This is a genomic window from Cupriavidus sp. LA-1 (genome assembly GCF_055385985.1).
The window spans coordinates 1,541,245-1,556,164 of sequence record NZ_AP031387.1; the positions used below are offsets into that span (position 1 = coordinate 1,541,245).

11 protein-coding genes are annotated in these 14,920 nt (G+C 65.4%); 9 read left to right on the top strand and 2 right to left on the bottom strand.

The window, feature by feature from the left end:
- Window positions 1–277: 277 nt before the first annotated feature.
- From smc to ACZ5MJ_RS07375, 6 genes are all read left to right on the top strand, one after another.
- On the top strand, window positions 278–3,793 hold the full coding sequence (gene smc, locus ACZ5MJ_RS07350; protein ID WP_464223173.1) for a chromosome segregation protein SMC: 3,516 nt from the start codon (window positions 278–280) through the stop codon (window positions 3,791–3,793).
- A complete protein-coding gene (locus ACZ5MJ_RS07355) occupies window positions 3,790–5,115 on the top strand; it encodes a cell division protein ZipA C-terminal FtsZ-binding domain-containing protein (protein ID WP_464223174.1) in 1,326 nt (441 codons plus the stop codon). Before smc ends, ACZ5MJ_RS07355 begins: the two co-directional genes overlap by 4 nt.
- Before the next feature lie 12 nt (window positions 5,116–5,127).
- Window positions 5,128–7,257: an NAD-dependent DNA ligase LigA gene (gene ligA / locus ACZ5MJ_RS07360; RefSeq protein ID WP_464223175.1), complete on the top strand. Its 2,130-nt coding sequence runs from the start codon at window positions 5,128–5,130 to the stop codon at window positions 7,255–7,257.
- A gap of 14 nt (window positions 7,258–7,271) precedes the next feature.
- Window positions 7,272–7,805, top strand: a complete 534-nt coding sequence (gene def / locus ACZ5MJ_RS07365) for a peptide deformylase (RefSeq protein WP_432260094.1) — start codon at window positions 7,272–7,274, stop codon at window positions 7,803–7,805.
- 279 nt (window positions 7,806–8,084) lie between these two features.
- Entirely contained in the window at window positions 8,085–9,935 is a 1,851-nt protein-coding gene (locus tag ACZ5MJ_RS07370; protein WP_464223176.1) for a T6SS effector BTH_I2691 family protein, read from the top strand.
- Complete coding sequence (locus ACZ5MJ_RS07375; protein WP_464223177.1) at window positions 9,899–10,147, top strand: hypothetical protein; 249 nt, start codon at window positions 9,899–9,901, stop codon at window positions 10,145–10,147. Before ACZ5MJ_RS07370 ends, ACZ5MJ_RS07375 begins: the two co-directional genes overlap by 37 nt.
- A gap of 103 nt (window positions 10,148–10,250) precedes the next feature.
- On the opposite strand, the gene ACZ5MJ_RS07380 is transcribed toward ACZ5MJ_RS07375, so the two are convergent.
- On the bottom strand, window positions 10,251–11,237 hold the full coding sequence (locus tag ACZ5MJ_RS07380; protein ID WP_464222743.1) for an IS5 family transposase: 987 nt from the start codon (window positions 11,235–11,237) through the stop codon (window positions 10,251–10,253).
- Window positions 11,238–11,357: 120 nt separating this feature from the next.
- Between ACZ5MJ_RS07380 and ACZ5MJ_RS07385 the strand changes: the two genes are divergently transcribed.
- The 3 genes from ACZ5MJ_RS07385 to ACZ5MJ_RS07395 are packed head-to-tail and all read left to right on the top strand — an operon-like array spanning window position 11,358 to window position 12,848.
- The gene (locus ACZ5MJ_RS07385) at window positions 11,358–11,882 is read left to right on the top strand and encodes a hypothetical protein (protein ID WP_464223178.1); all 525 of its coding nucleotides are present in this window, start codon (window positions 11,358–11,360) and stop codon (window positions 11,880–11,882) included.
- Window positions 11,882–12,409, top strand: a complete 528-nt coding sequence (locus ACZ5MJ_RS07390; protein WP_464223179.1) for a hypothetical protein — start codon at window positions 11,882–11,884, stop codon at window positions 12,407–12,409. Before ACZ5MJ_RS07385 ends, ACZ5MJ_RS07390 begins: the two co-directional genes overlap by 1 nt.
- Window positions 12,333–12,848 carry a DUF6708 domain-containing protein gene (locus ACZ5MJ_RS07395; protein ID WP_464223180.1) on the top strand — a complete coding sequence of 172 codons (516 nt, stop codon included), beginning with the start codon at window positions 12,333–12,335 and terminating at the stop codon, window positions 12,846–12,848. The genes ACZ5MJ_RS07390 and ACZ5MJ_RS07395 overlap by 77 nt, the downstream gene beginning before the upstream one ends.
- A 109-nt stretch (window positions 12,849–12,957) precedes the next feature.
- Here the strand turns inward: ACZ5MJ_RS07395 and ACZ5MJ_RS07400 are convergent, their stop codons facing one another.
- The gene (locus ACZ5MJ_RS07400) at window positions 12,958–14,916 is read right to left on the bottom strand and encodes a pseudouridine synthase (protein WP_464223181.1); all 1,959 of its coding nucleotides are present in this window, start codon (window positions 14,914–14,916) and stop codon (window positions 12,958–12,960) included.
- Window positions 14,917–14,920: the final 4 nt, after the last annotated feature.

Consider the following 14,920-nt stretch of genomic DNA (forward strand, 5'->3'; position numbering starts at 1 on the left):
GGCGCCTGCCAAAGTGCTTGCGCAATCGCTTGTAAGGGGCGGAATAGCAAGGGAAATCCGCCATGGGATATGACGCCGGGGCGACCGGCAAACGGGCCGGCGAAGGCATCTGCGATGGTATGATTAGCCCCAATTCTCGGGCTCGAGGGGTATTTTGAGGTGCTGGCGTCACGCCGCGCCGGCTTCCGCGCAGCCCGGCTTTCTGAACAGTGCAATAGCCCCGATACCAGGCCAGGTCCGGTTCCTATACCGGATGGCCGATACCACACGAGAAACCGTGCGACTATCCTCGATCAAGCTGGCGGGCTTCAAGTCATTCGTCGATCCCACCAATTTTCAAGTACCCGGCCAACTGGTCGGCATCGTAGGTCCCAACGGCTGCGGCAAATCGAACATCATCGATGCGGTGCGTTGGGTGCTGGGTGAGTCACGCGCGTCCGAGCTGCGCGGCGAATCCATGCAGGACGTCATCTTCAACGGCTCCACCGCGCGCAAGCAGGCCGGCCGGGCCAGCGTCGAGCTGGTGTTCGACAACGCCGAGGGCCGCGCAGCCGGCCAGTGGAGCCAGTACGCCGAAGTCGCGGTCAAGCGGGTGCTGACCCGCGACGGCACCTCGTCCTACTACATCAACAACCAGCCGGTGCGCCGGCGCGACATCCAGGACATCTTCCTGGGCACGGGCCTGGGGCCGCGCGCCTACGCCATCATCGGGCAGGGCATGATCTCGCGCATCATCGAGGCCAAGCCCGATGACATGCGCATCTTCCTCGAAGAAGCCGCGGGCGTGTCCAAGTACAAGGAACGCCGCCGCGAGACCGAGAACCGCCTGTCCGACACGCGCGAGAACCTGACCCGGGTGGAAGACATCCTGCGCGAACTCGGCAGCAACCTCGAGAAACTGGAAGGCCAGGCCGAGGTGGCACAGCGCTTCAAGACGCTGCAGGCCGACGGCGAAGAGAAGCAGCACCTGCTGTGGCTGCTGCGCAAGCGCGAGGCTCTGCAGGAGCAGGAACGCCACCAGCGCGCCATCGAGCAGGCCCAGATCGACCTGGAAGCGCAGACCGCGCAGCTGCGCCATGTCGAGGCCGAACTCGAAACCATGCGCGCCGCGCATTACGCCGCATCCGACGGCATGCACGCCGCGCAGGGCGCGCTGTACGAAGCCAACGCCGAAGTCAGCAAGCTGGAAGCCGAGATCCGCTACGTGGTGGAATCGCGCAACCGCGTGCAGGCCCAGATCGCCGCGCTGACCGCGCAACGCGAGCAGTGGCAGGGCAAGGCCGAACAGGCCACCGACGAACTGGCGCAGGCCGAGGAAAACCTGGCCGTGGCCGAAGGCCGCACCGTCGAGGCGCAGGAAGCCGTCGCCCACAAGAACGACGAACTGCCGACGCTGGAATCCCAATGGCGCGATGCCCAGCAACTGCTGAACGAGCAGCGTGCCGGCATCATGCAGGCCGAGCAGGCGCTGAAGCTGGAAGCCGCGCAGCAGCGCAGCGCCGACCAGATGCTGCAGCAGCTGGAACAGCGCCGCGAACGCCTGTCGGCGGAAGAAAAGGGCCTGGACCGCCCCGACGAGACCCGCCTGGAGCAGGCCCGCGCCGAGCTGGCCGAGCAGGAAGCGCTGGTCAAAGAAGCACAGGCCGTGCTGGCCGATGCTGAAGAGAGCGTGCCGCGCCTGGACGAAGAGCGCCGCGCCGCGCAGGCACGCGTGCACAGCGAAGCCGCCGCCATCGCCACGCTGGAGGCGCGCCTGTCGGCGCTGCGCCAGCTGCAGGCGAACGTGCAGACCGACGGCAAGGTGCAGCCGTGGCTGGCCAGGCATGAACTGGCCGAGCTGCCGCGCCTGTGGAAGAAGGTCCATATCGAGCCGGGCTGGGAAAACGCGCTCGAATCCGTGCTGCGCGAGAAGCTGGCCGCGCTGGAAGTGTCGAACCTGGACTGGGTCAAGGCCTTCCTGTCCGACGCGCCGCCCGCCAAGCTGGCGTTCTATTCGCCGCCGTCCGCGGCCCGTCCGCTGGAGACCCCTGCCGGCCTGCGCCCGCTGATGTCGCTGGTGCAGATCACCGAGCCGGGCATCCGCGCGGTGATGCAGGACTGGCTGGCCGATATCTACGTCGCCAGCGACATGGCGCAGGCACTGGCCGCGCGCAACACGCTGCCTGACGGTGCGTCGTTTGTCGTGGCCGAGGGCCACGTGGTGGGCCGCAACGCCATCCAGATCTACGCCGCCGATTCCGAACAGGCCGGCATGCTGGCGCGCGAGCAGGAAATCGAAAACCTGCAGAAGCAGGCACGCGCGCAACTGCTGCTGTCCGACGAAGCCAAGACCCAGGCCGTGCGTGCCGAAGCGGCCTACACTCAGGCCAGCCAGGGCCTGGGCGATGCCCGCAGCCGCGCCGAGCAGGCCACCCGCCGCGTGCACGCGCTGCAGATGGACGTGCTCAAGCTGTCGCAGGCAATGGAGCGCTATTCCGCGCGCAGCGGCCAGATCCGCGAGGAACTGGACGAGATCCACGCGCAGATCGAAGAGCAACGCGCCATCCGCGCCGAATCAGAAGCCAGCTTCGAGCAGCACGACGCCGCGCTGGCCGAGATGCAGGCCACCCACGAAGACCAGCAGATGGCCTTCGAGGCGCTGGACAGCAAGCTCTCGGGCGCGCGCCACCAGCTGCGCGACTTCGAACGCGCCGCGCAGGAAGCACTCTTTGCCGAGCGCAACCTGGCCAGCCGCATCGACGAGCTGCGCCGCAATATCCAGGTCGCCGCCGACCAGGCCGAACGCATTGCCGAATCGCTGGAAAACGCGCGCGCCGAACTGGAGACCATCAACGAGCAGACCGCGCATACCGGCCTGCAGGAAGCGCTGGAGCGCCGCGCCGGGAAGGAAGAAAAGCTCACCATCGCGCGCACCGAGCTGGATGCGCTGTCGGCACAGCTGCGCCAGTTCGACGAACAGCGCCTGGCCGCCGAGCGCAGCCTGCAGCCGCTGCGCGACCGCATCACCGAACTGCAACTCAAGGAGCAGGCCGCGCGCCTGAACCAGGAGCAGTTCAGCGAGCAGCTGACCACGGCCGAGGTGGACGAGGCTGCGCTGGCGGACAAGCTGACCGGCGACCTGAAGCCGTCGTACCTGCAGGGCGAAGTCACGCGCATCAACAACGCCATCAACGCGCTGGGCCCCGTCAACATGGCCGCGCTCGACGAACTGGCCGCGGCGCGCGAGCGCAAGACCTTCCTCGATGCGCAGTCGGCCGACCTGAACGACGCCATCAACACGCTGGAAGACGCGATCGCCAAGATCGACCAGGAAACCCGCGCGCTGCTGCAGGGCACCTTCGACCAGGTCAACCACCATTTCGGCGAGCTGTTCCCGTCGCTGTTCGGCGGCGGCCAGGCGCGCCTGATCATGACCGGCGAGGAAATCCTCGACGCCGGCGTGCAGGTGATGGCGCAGCCCCCGGGCAAGAAGAACTCGACCATCCACCTGCTGTCGGGCGGCGAGAAGGCGCTGACCGCGATCGCGCTGGTGTTCGCCATGTTCCAGCTCAACCCGGCACCGTTCTGCCTGCTGGACGAGGTGGACGCACCGCTGGACGACGCCAACACCGAACGCTACGCCAATATGGTGGCGCGCATGTCGGACAAGACTCAATTCGTTTTCATCTCACATAACAAGATTGCCATGGAAATGGCTCATCAACTCATTGGCGTGACCATGCAGGAGCAAGGCGTTTCGCGTATCGTGGCCGTGGATATGGACGCGGCGGTTTCGATGGCGGAGGCAGCATGAACCTGAACATGGACCTGCAGACCGCACTGATCGTCGCGGGCGTGGTTTTCGTGGTACTGGTGTTCGGCTACAACCAGTGGCAGATCCGCAAGGCGCGCCGCCCGCGCGAGCTGAGCCCAGAAGACGACCTGCCGCCGATGCGCGAGCCGGTGGTCGGGCAGAGCACCGCGCCGGAAACCGCCGCGCGCCTGCATGAAGCCGCTGCCGAGCAGCCACCGCGGCGCGAGCCGACACTGTCGCAGGCGACAGCCAAGGCCAGCGCCGCGGCGGTGACTGACAACAACCGTGTGGCCGCCGCCGCTGCGGCCGCCGCAAGCACGGCCGATGCCGACGAAACCGTCGCCGAAGAAGTGGCGGTCGCGGCCGCCGCGTCGCACGTGGGTGACGACGAAGGCGACGCTGAATCTGCAGCGGCCCCGGCGCCCACGCCAGCGCCTGTCCCAGCCCCCGCGCCGGCTCCGGTCGCGGCCGTGCCGGACGGCCAGCCCGCGCCGGCCGTGGTCGATCCGTTGATCGACTGCATCGTGCCGCTGCACCTGGAGCGCAAGGCTTCCGGCGACCGCATCCTGCCGCTGACCGGCCGGCTGCGCCGCGCCGGCACCAAGCCGGTCCATATCGAGGGCCTGCGCATCGAAGCCAATGCATGGGAGCCGGTGACCGCCGGCCATCAGTACGAAGACCTGCAGGTCGGCGTGCAACTGGCCAACCGCGGCGGCCCGCTCAACGCGCTCGAGTTCTCGGAATTCGTCACTGCGGTGGAGTCGCTGGCCGAATCGCTCGACGCCTCCGCCGACCTGCCGGACATGAGCGAGACCGTGGCCAATGCACGCGAGCTGGATGGCTTTGCCGCCGGCTGCGACGTGCAGCTGGGCGTCAACGTGATCTCGGATGGCGCGCCGTGGTCGGCGGCCTATGTGCAGAACGTAGCCACGCAGGACGGGCTGGTGCTGTCGCGCGACGGCACCCGCTTTATCCGCTACCAGGCCAACGCCGAGGGCGTGCAGCGTCCGCTGTTCACGCTGCAGTTCGGCGACACCAACTTCCTGCGCGACGACCTGACCGTCAAGGCTGGCCGCCAGATCACGCTGCTGCTCGACGTGCCGGTGGCCGACCAGGCCGCCAAGCCGTTCAAGACGGTGTGCGAGTACGGCCACACGCTGGCCCAGCGCATGGGCGCGCAGCTGGTCGACGACAATATGCGGCCGCTGACCGAAGCCTCGTTCGTCGCGATCTTCAGCCAGCTTGAAACGCTGTACAACAAGCTGGAAGCGCGCGGCATGCCGGCCGGGTCGTCGGTGGCGCTGCGCCTGTTCAGCAACTAGCCGGAGCCTGCCATGACCGCAACACACCGCGGCGCGCAGGCAGATGCCTCCGCGCCCGTCGGCGCCTTGCCGCCCGAAGCCGCAGCCAGGCGCGTGGCCTGGCTGCGCGACGAACTCGACCGCCACAATTACCAGTATTACGTGCTCGACGCGCCGACCATTCCGGATGCGGAATATGACGCGCTGTTCAGCGAACTGCAGGGCCTTGAGCTGGAGCATCCCGAACTCCAGACGCCGGACTCGCCCACGCAGCGCGTCGGCGGCGAGCCGCTGTCAGCCTTCGACTCGGTGCGCCACCGCGTGCCGATGCTGTCGCTCAACAACGGCTTCGCCGACGAGGACGTGCTGAACTTCGACCGCCGCTGCGCGCAGGGCCTGGGGCGCACCGCGCCCGCCACCGGCGAGCCGGACCTGTTCAGCTCCGCCGACGCGGTCGAGTACGCCTGCGAGCTGAAGTTCGACGGCCTGGCCATGTCGCTGCGCTATGAGGATGGCCGCCTGGTGCAGGCCGCCACCCGCGGCGATGGCGAGACCGGCGAGGACGTCACCGTCAACGTGCGCACCATCAAGGCGATTCCGCTGAAGCTGCGCGGCCAGGCGCCCGCGGTGCTGGAAGTGCGCGGCGAGGTCTTCATGTTCCGCCGCGACTTCGACAAGCTCAACGAGCGCCAGGCAGAAGCTGGCGAGAAGACCTTCGTCAACCCGCGCAACGCCGCCGCGGGCAGCCTGCGCCAGCTCGATCCGCGCATCACCGCCAGGCGGCCGCTGTCGTTCTTTGCGTACGGCCTGGGCGAGTTGCAGGGCGTGGACCGCCCACCCACCCACAGCGCCATGCTCGACGGCTTTGCCGCGCTGGGCCTGCCGGTGTGCAAGGACCGCGCGGTGGTGAAGGGCGCGCAGGGGCTGCTGGACTTCTATCGCGATATCGGCCAGCGCCGCGACGCGCTGCCGTATGACATCGACGGCGTGGTCTACAAGGTCAATGCACTGGCCGACCAGGAGCGCCTGGGCTTTGTCTCGCGCGCACCGCGCTTCGCGTTGGCGCACAAGTTCCCGGCGCAGGAAATGACCACCATCGTCGAGGACATCGAGGTGCAGGTCGGCCGCACCGGCGCGATCACGCCGGTGGCGCGGCTCAAGCCCGTCTTCGTCGGCGGCGTGACCGTGACCAACGCCACGCTGCACAACGAGGACGAGATCCGCCGCAAGGACGTGCATATCGGCGACACCGTGATCGTGCGCCGCGCCGGCGACGTGATTCCCGAAGTGGTCGGCGTGGTGACCGAGCGCCGCCCGGCCGACGCGCGCGCCTTCGTGATGCCGACCGCCTGCCCGGTGTGCGGCTCGCATATCGAGAAGCTCGAGGACGAAGCCATCGCCCGCTGCACCGGCGGCCTGATCTGCGCGGCGCAGCGCAAGCAGTCGCTGCTGCATTTCGCACAGCGGCGCGCCATGGATATCGAAGGGCTGGGCGACAAGCTGGTCGAACAACTGGTCGACCAGGGCATCGTGCGCACGCCGGCAGATCTGTTCAAGCTGGGCGTGGCCAAGCTGGCCGCGCTGGAGCGCATGGCCGACAAGTCGGCAGCCAACCTGGTGGCGGCGATTGACACGTCGCGCGCGACCACCATGAACCGCTTTATCTTCGCGCTCGGCATCCGCCATGTGGGCGAAGCCACCGCCAAGGACCTGGCAAAGCATTTCGGCAAGCTGGATGCGCTGATGGCGGCCGACGAAGCGGCGCTGCTGGAGGTGAACGACGTGGGCCCGGTGGTGGCGCAGTCGATCGCGCACTTCTTCGCCGAGCCGCACAACGTCGAGGTCATCGAACAACTGCGCGCCGCGGGCGTACACTGGACGGAAAGCGAGCCCGTGGCCAAGGCCCCGGCGCCGCTGTCGGGCAAGACTTTCGTGCTGACGGGCACGTTGCCCACCCTGTCGCGCGAGGACGCCAAGGAAATGCTGGAAGCCGCTGGCGCCAAGGTGGCGGGTTCGGTATCGAAGAAGACCGACTACGTCGTCGCGGGCGCAGAGGCAGGCAGCAAGCTCGACAAGGCCGAGGCACTGGGCGTGCCGGTGCTGGACGAGGCCGGCATGCTGGCACTGCTGGCTGAGGCCGGCGCCGCGCCGGCCCAGGAATAACCGGGGAAACAACCATGATCCGCGAGATTCTCAAGATGGGCGATCCGCGCCTGCTGCAGGTGGCGAGGCCGGTGGAGCGCTTCAATACGCCGGAGCTGCGCACGCTGATCGAAGACATGTTCGACACCATGGACCACGCCAACGGCGCCGGCCTGGCCGCCCCGCAGATCGGCGTGGACCTGCAGGTGGTGATCTTCGGCTTCGACCGCAACCCGCGCTACCCGGACGCCCCCACCGTGCCCAAGACGGTGCTGATCAACCCGGTGCTGGAAATGCAGTCCGACGAAATGGAGGACGGCTGGGAAGGCTGCCTGTCAGTCCCCGGCCTGCGCGGCGTGGTGCCGCGCCACCTGCGTCTGAAGTACAGCGGCTACGACCTGACGGGCAACCGCATCGAGCGCGTGGCTGAGGGCTTCCATGCACGCGTGGTGCAGCATGAGTGCGACCACTTGCTGGGGATCCTGTATCCGATGCGGATCAAGGACTTCAGGCAGTTTGGGTTTACGGAGGTGCTGTTTCCGGATTTGCCGCCGAATAGTGACGATTGAAGTCTGCCGTAGCAGCGGAAAGGAAACGGGCCGGTTCACTGAACCGGCCCGTTTCTTTTTGCCTCAGTAAGCCACCTGGATGCGATTTCCAATCATATTTGATAATCCAGCGATATAGGCATTGCCTGAATTTCTTTGGGAAATTTCTATTGACTTCAATAGAGCGCCATATTTGACGAAGAGGGATTCCGGCCTCAACGAATAACGGTTACCTTGCGGCGGCTACTGCCACTGCACCGTTGGTGGTTTGAAGGACCTTAAGCCGGAGACCGTTGGCGCATGATTACCCCACAGCAAATCAACAAGACGATCCGATTGATGGCCCCGTCGAAGACATCGACGGGAAAGAAGGACTGCACGTTCTGCAAGCCTGAGGGTTTCAAGTTCCTGCCCCTGCGCTACGCGGTCGTGTGTGGCGTGGACGCAGCCCACGCGTCGATGTGGCCCGCGCTGGCATACCCGCTCGGCGAAGGCGTGGCGGACAAGAAACTCGTCACGTCGCATTACACCGTACGCATGCTGCGCGAAGGCTTCGTATACGTGCTGGTCGAGCGCAAGGGATGCAGTCCACAGTGGCAGGCTTATGCGGTGACGGCTGGCGGGATGCTGGTCAGCTTCCCGATTGGCAATCCACTCCCTGTGCCGCCGGTGTTTACGTGCGATCTGGCAACGGACGGCGTGGGCGCTTCATTCGTCGCGATTGAACGGATCGAGCAGGTCAGGTCGATCCATGTGCTGTTCTCTCCCGACGTGCTGGCGGTCGAGATTCTGGAGCAGCGGGAGAAGGACAGGCGCGGCATGCAGGCGCTGCCCGCGCACAACTGGCGCGGGCAGCCCCATGTGCTTGCGGCGCAGGAGCTGCAGCAATGGGTAGCCGAGTTCAAGCTCAATACGGACGGCATGGGCACGATATCGGTCAGCGACCCCAAGATCGCCGGCCGGGCACCTTTTACACAGCAATTGTTCCCGTTGATGGGCGGTCCCGGTGAAAAGTCTCCCCGCTTCGACCCGCACCAGCAGCGGCTGACGGCACTGGTCAAGAGGCTCGGGGAAATGAAGAGCCCGGCATTCGTGCTGTGGGACGCGATCGGCATCACGCAGGAGCTGAACTTCCGCCATCGCTCGCTGGATGTGCAATTGCGCCAGGCGATGAAGCCACACGAGTGGGAACTGGAGACATCCTCGCGGATCGTGGGGCTGAAGCAGCGTGTGATGAGCCAGGCTGCCATACCGCCGCAGAAGCTGCCTACCAATCCCGTGCTCCTGAGCAAGGTTGGCATCAATCCGGAGTATCTGACATGGCAGCGCGATCCGCAGAGTTGGGTGAAGCGCAACCAGGAGTCGGCCTGGGGACGCTATGTGTCGTGCTACGACGAAGAGAAGCGGGCGATGGCCGTCCGGACGGTGGAGGCAAAACTCGCCCCTTGGTTTGCGGACGTCGAGAAGCGCTTCGCCGATCTCAAGGCGTGGTTGACCAGCTGGGCGCTGACCAGCGCATTCGAACATTACCACTCGGACAATATCGAATGCGGCTTGCTGTTTGAATACCAGGCGTCGCTATGCACATATGCGCTGGCGACGTCAAAGGGCGGTGAAGCGCTGCTGCGTGATTGGGCGCGGGACGCCGAAGCGACGAACGCCAACCTGCTGATCCGGCAGATGCTGTTCAATCAGAAGGCGGCCATCGAAGAATTCAGGAAGGCCGCGAGCAAGCTAAAAGATAAGGCTGACGTCGACACCGCCGTCCTGCAACAAATGGTGGCGAACACCGTCGGCGTGATGGATAAGTCGAATGCCATTGCGCAACTGGCTGAGAACGGACGCGTACCGGCACTAGCTGCCGGCGCGCCGGCCAAGCTGCTGGGCGGTGCCTTGTTCGTCTCCACCTTGGGCCAGGCAGCGTTCACCACGACGAGCGCGGCAGTGGACAAGCTGTATGCCTTTGTCCTGTACATGCGCGGCGGCGCCAGGGCGTTCCTGCAGGGATCGGCCGATGCCGTGATCGGCATCTTCAACGCCAGCTATCCGTCGCTGAGGCGCAGCGACAGCGCGAGGCGCTCAAGAACGCGATGGCCGCGAACAGGAGCGAGTTTGTGGCGATGCGGTTTGGCGTCGTCCTGGCGGCGATAGAGAGTTGGAATCTCGTGCGCAAGTACAACGCGGCGGACGGCAAGTTGCGTGGCAGCCGGGAGAACTGGGAGCTGTACGCCGCTTGCGCGTCGACGGCGGCTGCTATTTCGGTATCCGTTGCGAACTTCAGCAAGGTGGTCAAGTCGGCGTCGGCGTGGTTTGAGCATTTGATGTTGTCTAGGGAATCGCTGATCAATGAGGTTTGCGCTTGATGTTGCACAAGCCAAGGATTTCGGTTTTCGCAACGCGGGAGAGATGGGCCGATTCAAGCCATTTTTCTCTCGTTTGGCACCATTTCTGGCGCGCTTTGCGCGCTCAGGACGGATTGCTCCCCTGTGAGGCCAACAACAGCTTCCTGCCGAGCACCAGATTCGCCAGACCAAACAGGCTGAACAACTGTGCCGTGTTCTTGACCAGGCCCTTGTAGCGAACCTTGCGATGACCAAACAGATTCTTGATGACGTGGAACGGATGCTCGACCCGCGCCCGAATCTGGGCCTTGGCCCGCTCGACAGCGATCAGCAAGTCCTTGACCGCACCGTCACGCATTGCCTTAATCTTGCCGCGCTTGACGGCCACGTGCCACTTCACGGACTTGCCTTGCATCTCCTTGCGCTTGTCCACGCCCGTGTAGCCCGCGTCGCCAAACGCGTGCTCTTCGTAGCCATGCAGCAAGGCATGCGCCTGCGACACATCCGACTCGTTGGCCGCCGTGCCCACCACGCTGTGCACCAGCCCCGAAGTCGCATCCACGCCGAGATGCGCCTTCATGCCAAAGTGCCATTCATTACCCTTCTTGGTCTGGTGCATCTCCGGGTCGCGGCTCTTCTCCTTGTTCTTGGTCGATGGTGGCGCCTCGATGATGGTGGCATCCACAATCGTGCCTTCCTTCATCATCAGCCCCCGCTCGCACAGCATGATGCCGATCTCGTCAAACAGCTTTCGCGTCAGTTCATGCTCGACGAGCAGGCGGCGAAACTTCAGCAGCGTGGTCGCGTCTGGCACCGCTTCGACCGCCAAGTCGATCCCGGCAAATGCCCGCATCGCCATGCTGTCGTACAGCGCGTCTTCCAGCGCCTCGTCCGACAGCCCGTACCACTGCTGGAGGAAGTAGATGCGCAGCATCCGCTCCAGACCGATCGGCGGCCGTCCACGTTTTCCCTTGGGGTAGTACGGCTCGACCGCCTCAATCAGGCGCGACCACGGCACCAAACTCTCCATCTCCGTCAGGAAGCGCTCGCGTCGCGTCACCCGCTTCTTGCCGTGGCTCTCGGCTTCCGCAAAACTGATCTGTCGCTTCATCTCCGACTCATATCGTGGGCATGCACATGACAACGCTTGCACGCCAGTCAACGATGACTGCCGCGCTGATTAAATCAGTCTTTCCCTAGCGGTGTGTTGGGAGCATTCTCGGCAGGAGTCATGGCAATTGAAAGCGGCATCGATGCAAACGCTGCATTTCAGAGTGATCGCCGTTACGCAGCCTACTTTCTGATGAGTAAAGCTGCGCTGAACGCTGTTGCCGCTGTGGGCTCCGGTTATATCGGCGTCTTGTACAGTGGCCCGTTGCTCCAGAGAATCGGCATGATCATTGGTGAGGGTTGGTCTGGAAGAGCTGTAGCCGAATTGGGGGTCGCGGTGGCTAGGCGCGCAGCTGCTGAAGCGGTGATCTTCGGTGTAAAGGCGACTGTGCGCGTCGCGGCAGAGGCCGTAATGGGCTTTGTGGGTTGGGCCTTGATTGTTGAGCAAATAGGTGAGCTAGCTGTTTTGGGCGTGTCGGACAATTTACTGCAGGTGTGGTTGACGCGCTGCAAGTTCAGAAAGTCAAAAGCGGAATACGGCGGATTTTGGGGGACTGTTGTTCACGACAAGGATGCGGGAAATTCGTATTTGAGCCTGGATGAGGAAATGAAGGCGTTTGATCTTGCATTGGTAAGGAGCCTTTGATGTGGGTTGAGGAGGCAATCAACGAAGGTATGGAGGCAGGGTTCTACCTCAAGGACGATGAATCGGTCGCGGGGGGGATGCCTCTTGGTGAGCGTGCGTCAGATCGGGCGATTAGCAACTATTCCGTCTACCAGAAGAACGAAGTCTTTCTCGAGGTGTGCGGGCAGTTCGAGGCGCAGCGGGGTCTTCTGGGTTTTGCGACGGCGATCATTCCTATTGCTCTATTGTTGTTTGTCACTTTCATGTTCTGTCTTGTGATGCGCGATGTGATTCGGGGCTCCAGTGCTAGCGGTGCACCTAACGATATGTCGACGTATATAGGTATTCCGTTTGTTGGCGGAATGCTGATGTTTCTACTATGGCTTTTCAGAAGGATAGCAATGCCTCTTCTGCGCAAGGACTACTTCAAGCCGCAGAATACTGATTCGATTCAACCGCATTACACGAAAGGTGTACCTTCATACCCCCCAATTTGCCGGGGGCATCAAGCGATTCAACTGGGACTCAACGCAGGCCACTTTAGATAACAAGGCGGCCATGTCCCCAGTTCCTGTGAGCGAAGCTGAGGCGAACTGCGGTAGCGGGCGCCTGATTATGGGGTGGCTCGATGTTGAGGCGCGCAAGGCACTGGGCCTCGTATTCGTTGGCCGGCCAGCGGGCAACGCCGCCAAGGGGCGAGCCTGGTGGGAGTACATCCGCCGCTATATGGAGGAAGGTCCGGACATCGTGCCGAAGCCATTCCCGCGCTTGTGGAAGGGCGCCTGGCCGCAGTATTCGCTGCTCAATATGTTTTACCTCTATCCCGAGCGCCTGATTCACGGTGGTCCGCTGTGGTGGCTGATCCTTCCTGCACTAGCGCCGTTCGACTTGCTGCGGGCACTTCTACATTGGATTGCGATGCTGCTCTGCGTGGAGCCGAAGTTTCCGCCGGAGATCGAGAATGCAGGGCGCGGAATGCGCGATTGAAGGACCTGATGTGGGTCCGCTCCAATGGCAGGCCGGGCGGAATCCAGGAGCAGTCAGCGCGCACGGTCGCGTTAACCAAAAAGGGCGGCCATTCCGGCCGCCCTTCACATTAGAACTTCTCAAACTGCCCCAGGAACCGCCACTTGCCCGGCGGCAGGTCCCCCAGCACGACACGTCCCATGCGCACGCGCTTCAGGCCCACCACCTGCAGCCCGACCTGCTCGCACATCCGACGGATCTGGCGCTTGCGGCCTTCGCGCAGCACGAAGCGCAGTTGCTCCTCGTTCTGCCAGCTCACCTTGGCCGGCTTGAGCGGCACGCCGTCCAGCGACAGGCCGTGGCGCAGCAGTTCCAGATCATCGGCGGGGAATTCCGCGCTGATGTTGCGCTCGACCGGACCCTGCGGCGAGTGCCAGACCACGCGCACCAGGTATTCCTTCTCGACAGTCGAATCTTCGCCGATCAGCGCGCGCGCGACGCGGCCGTCCTGCGTCAGCACCAGCAGGCCGGTCGAGTCGATATCGAGGCGGCCGGCGGGGGCCAGGCTCTTGCGTTGCCACGGGGCAAAGCGCTTGCGCGTGGCGTCGCCTTCCCACTGGTTCTCGGCGGTGAACAGCACCGCGGCGGGCTCGTAGCCGTCTTCGGCCTGGCCGGAGACGTAGCCTACCGGCTTGTTCAGCAGCACCGTGACGCGCTCGCCTTGTTCCGAGCGCGCTTCCTGCATGATTTCGATCTCGGCGTCGGGGCGGATGCGGCTGCCCAGTTCGGTCACGGGCTTGCCGTCGACCAGCACCCAGCCGTGCGGGATCCATTCGTCAGCCTCGCGGCGCGAGCACAGGCCCAGTTCGGACATGCGCTTGGACAGGCGCACCAGGCCGTCGTCGTGGCTGGACTCGGCGCGGGCGGGGGCGAGCTTTTCCTGGCGCGCGGCCGGTGCCTGCTGGCGTGCCGGGCCGGCAGTGCGGACGCGGTCGGCGGCGTCGCTGAAGCGGCGTGCCGGCGCGGTGCCTTCGCGGCGGCGCTCACCCGACGGCGCGGGGCGCGGGCGCTTGTCATCATCGCCATAGCGGCGCGGACGCGAGTCGGCGCCTTCGAAGCGGCGGGGACGGTTCTCGTCATCGCCATAGCGGCGCGGCGGGCGCGATTCGCTGCCTTCGAAACGGCGCGGACGGGCCTCGCCGCGATCGTCGCCGGTGCGGCGGGGACGGTTGTCGTCATCGCCGAAGCGGCGCGGCGGGCGCGACTCGCCGCCTTCGAAACGGCGCGGACGGGCCTCGCCGCGATCGTCGCCGGTGCGGCGGGGACGGTTGTCGTCATCGCCGAAGCGGCGCGGCGGGCGCGATTCGCCGCCTTCGAAACGGCGCGGACGGGCCTCGCCGCGATCGTCGCCGGTGCGGCGGGGACGGTTGTCGTCATCGCCGAAGCGGCGCGGCGGGCGCGATTCGCCGCCTTCGAAACGGCGCGGACGGGCCTCGCCGCGATCGTCGCCAGTGCGGCGGGGACGGTTGTCATCGTCGCCGAAGCGGCGCGGCGGGCGCGAGTCGCTGCCTTCGAAGCGGCGCGGGCGTGCCTCGCCGCGATCGTCGCCAGTGCGGCGGGGACGGTTGTCGTCATCGCCGAAGCGGCGCGGCGGGCGCGACTCGCCGCCTTCAAACCGGCGCGGGCGTGCCTCGCCGCGATCGTCGCCATAACGGCGGGGACGGTTGTCGTCGTCGCCAAAGCGGCGCGGCGGGCGCGATTCGCCGCCTTCAAACCGGCGCGGGCGTGCCTCGCCACCTTCGGGGCGGCGCGGACGTGCCTGGCGTTCACCGTCAGCGGGACGCGGCGCGCGGGGCTTGCGCGGCTCGCCGGCGCCGGCTTGCGGTTCGCCCTGGGCCGGACGGCCGCCAGTCTTGCCGCCGGCGCGCTGTTGGGCGCGCTTGATGCCTTCGGAGACGGCCTGCACGCGCTTGCGGTTCAGGTCGGACACGCGCACGGGGCGGGTGCCGGTCTTGCGCGCGGCCGTGCCGGTGTCGCTGGCGGCCTTGATGCCTAGCGTCTTGCGCTTCGGCGAATTGCTGTCGGTCATATGT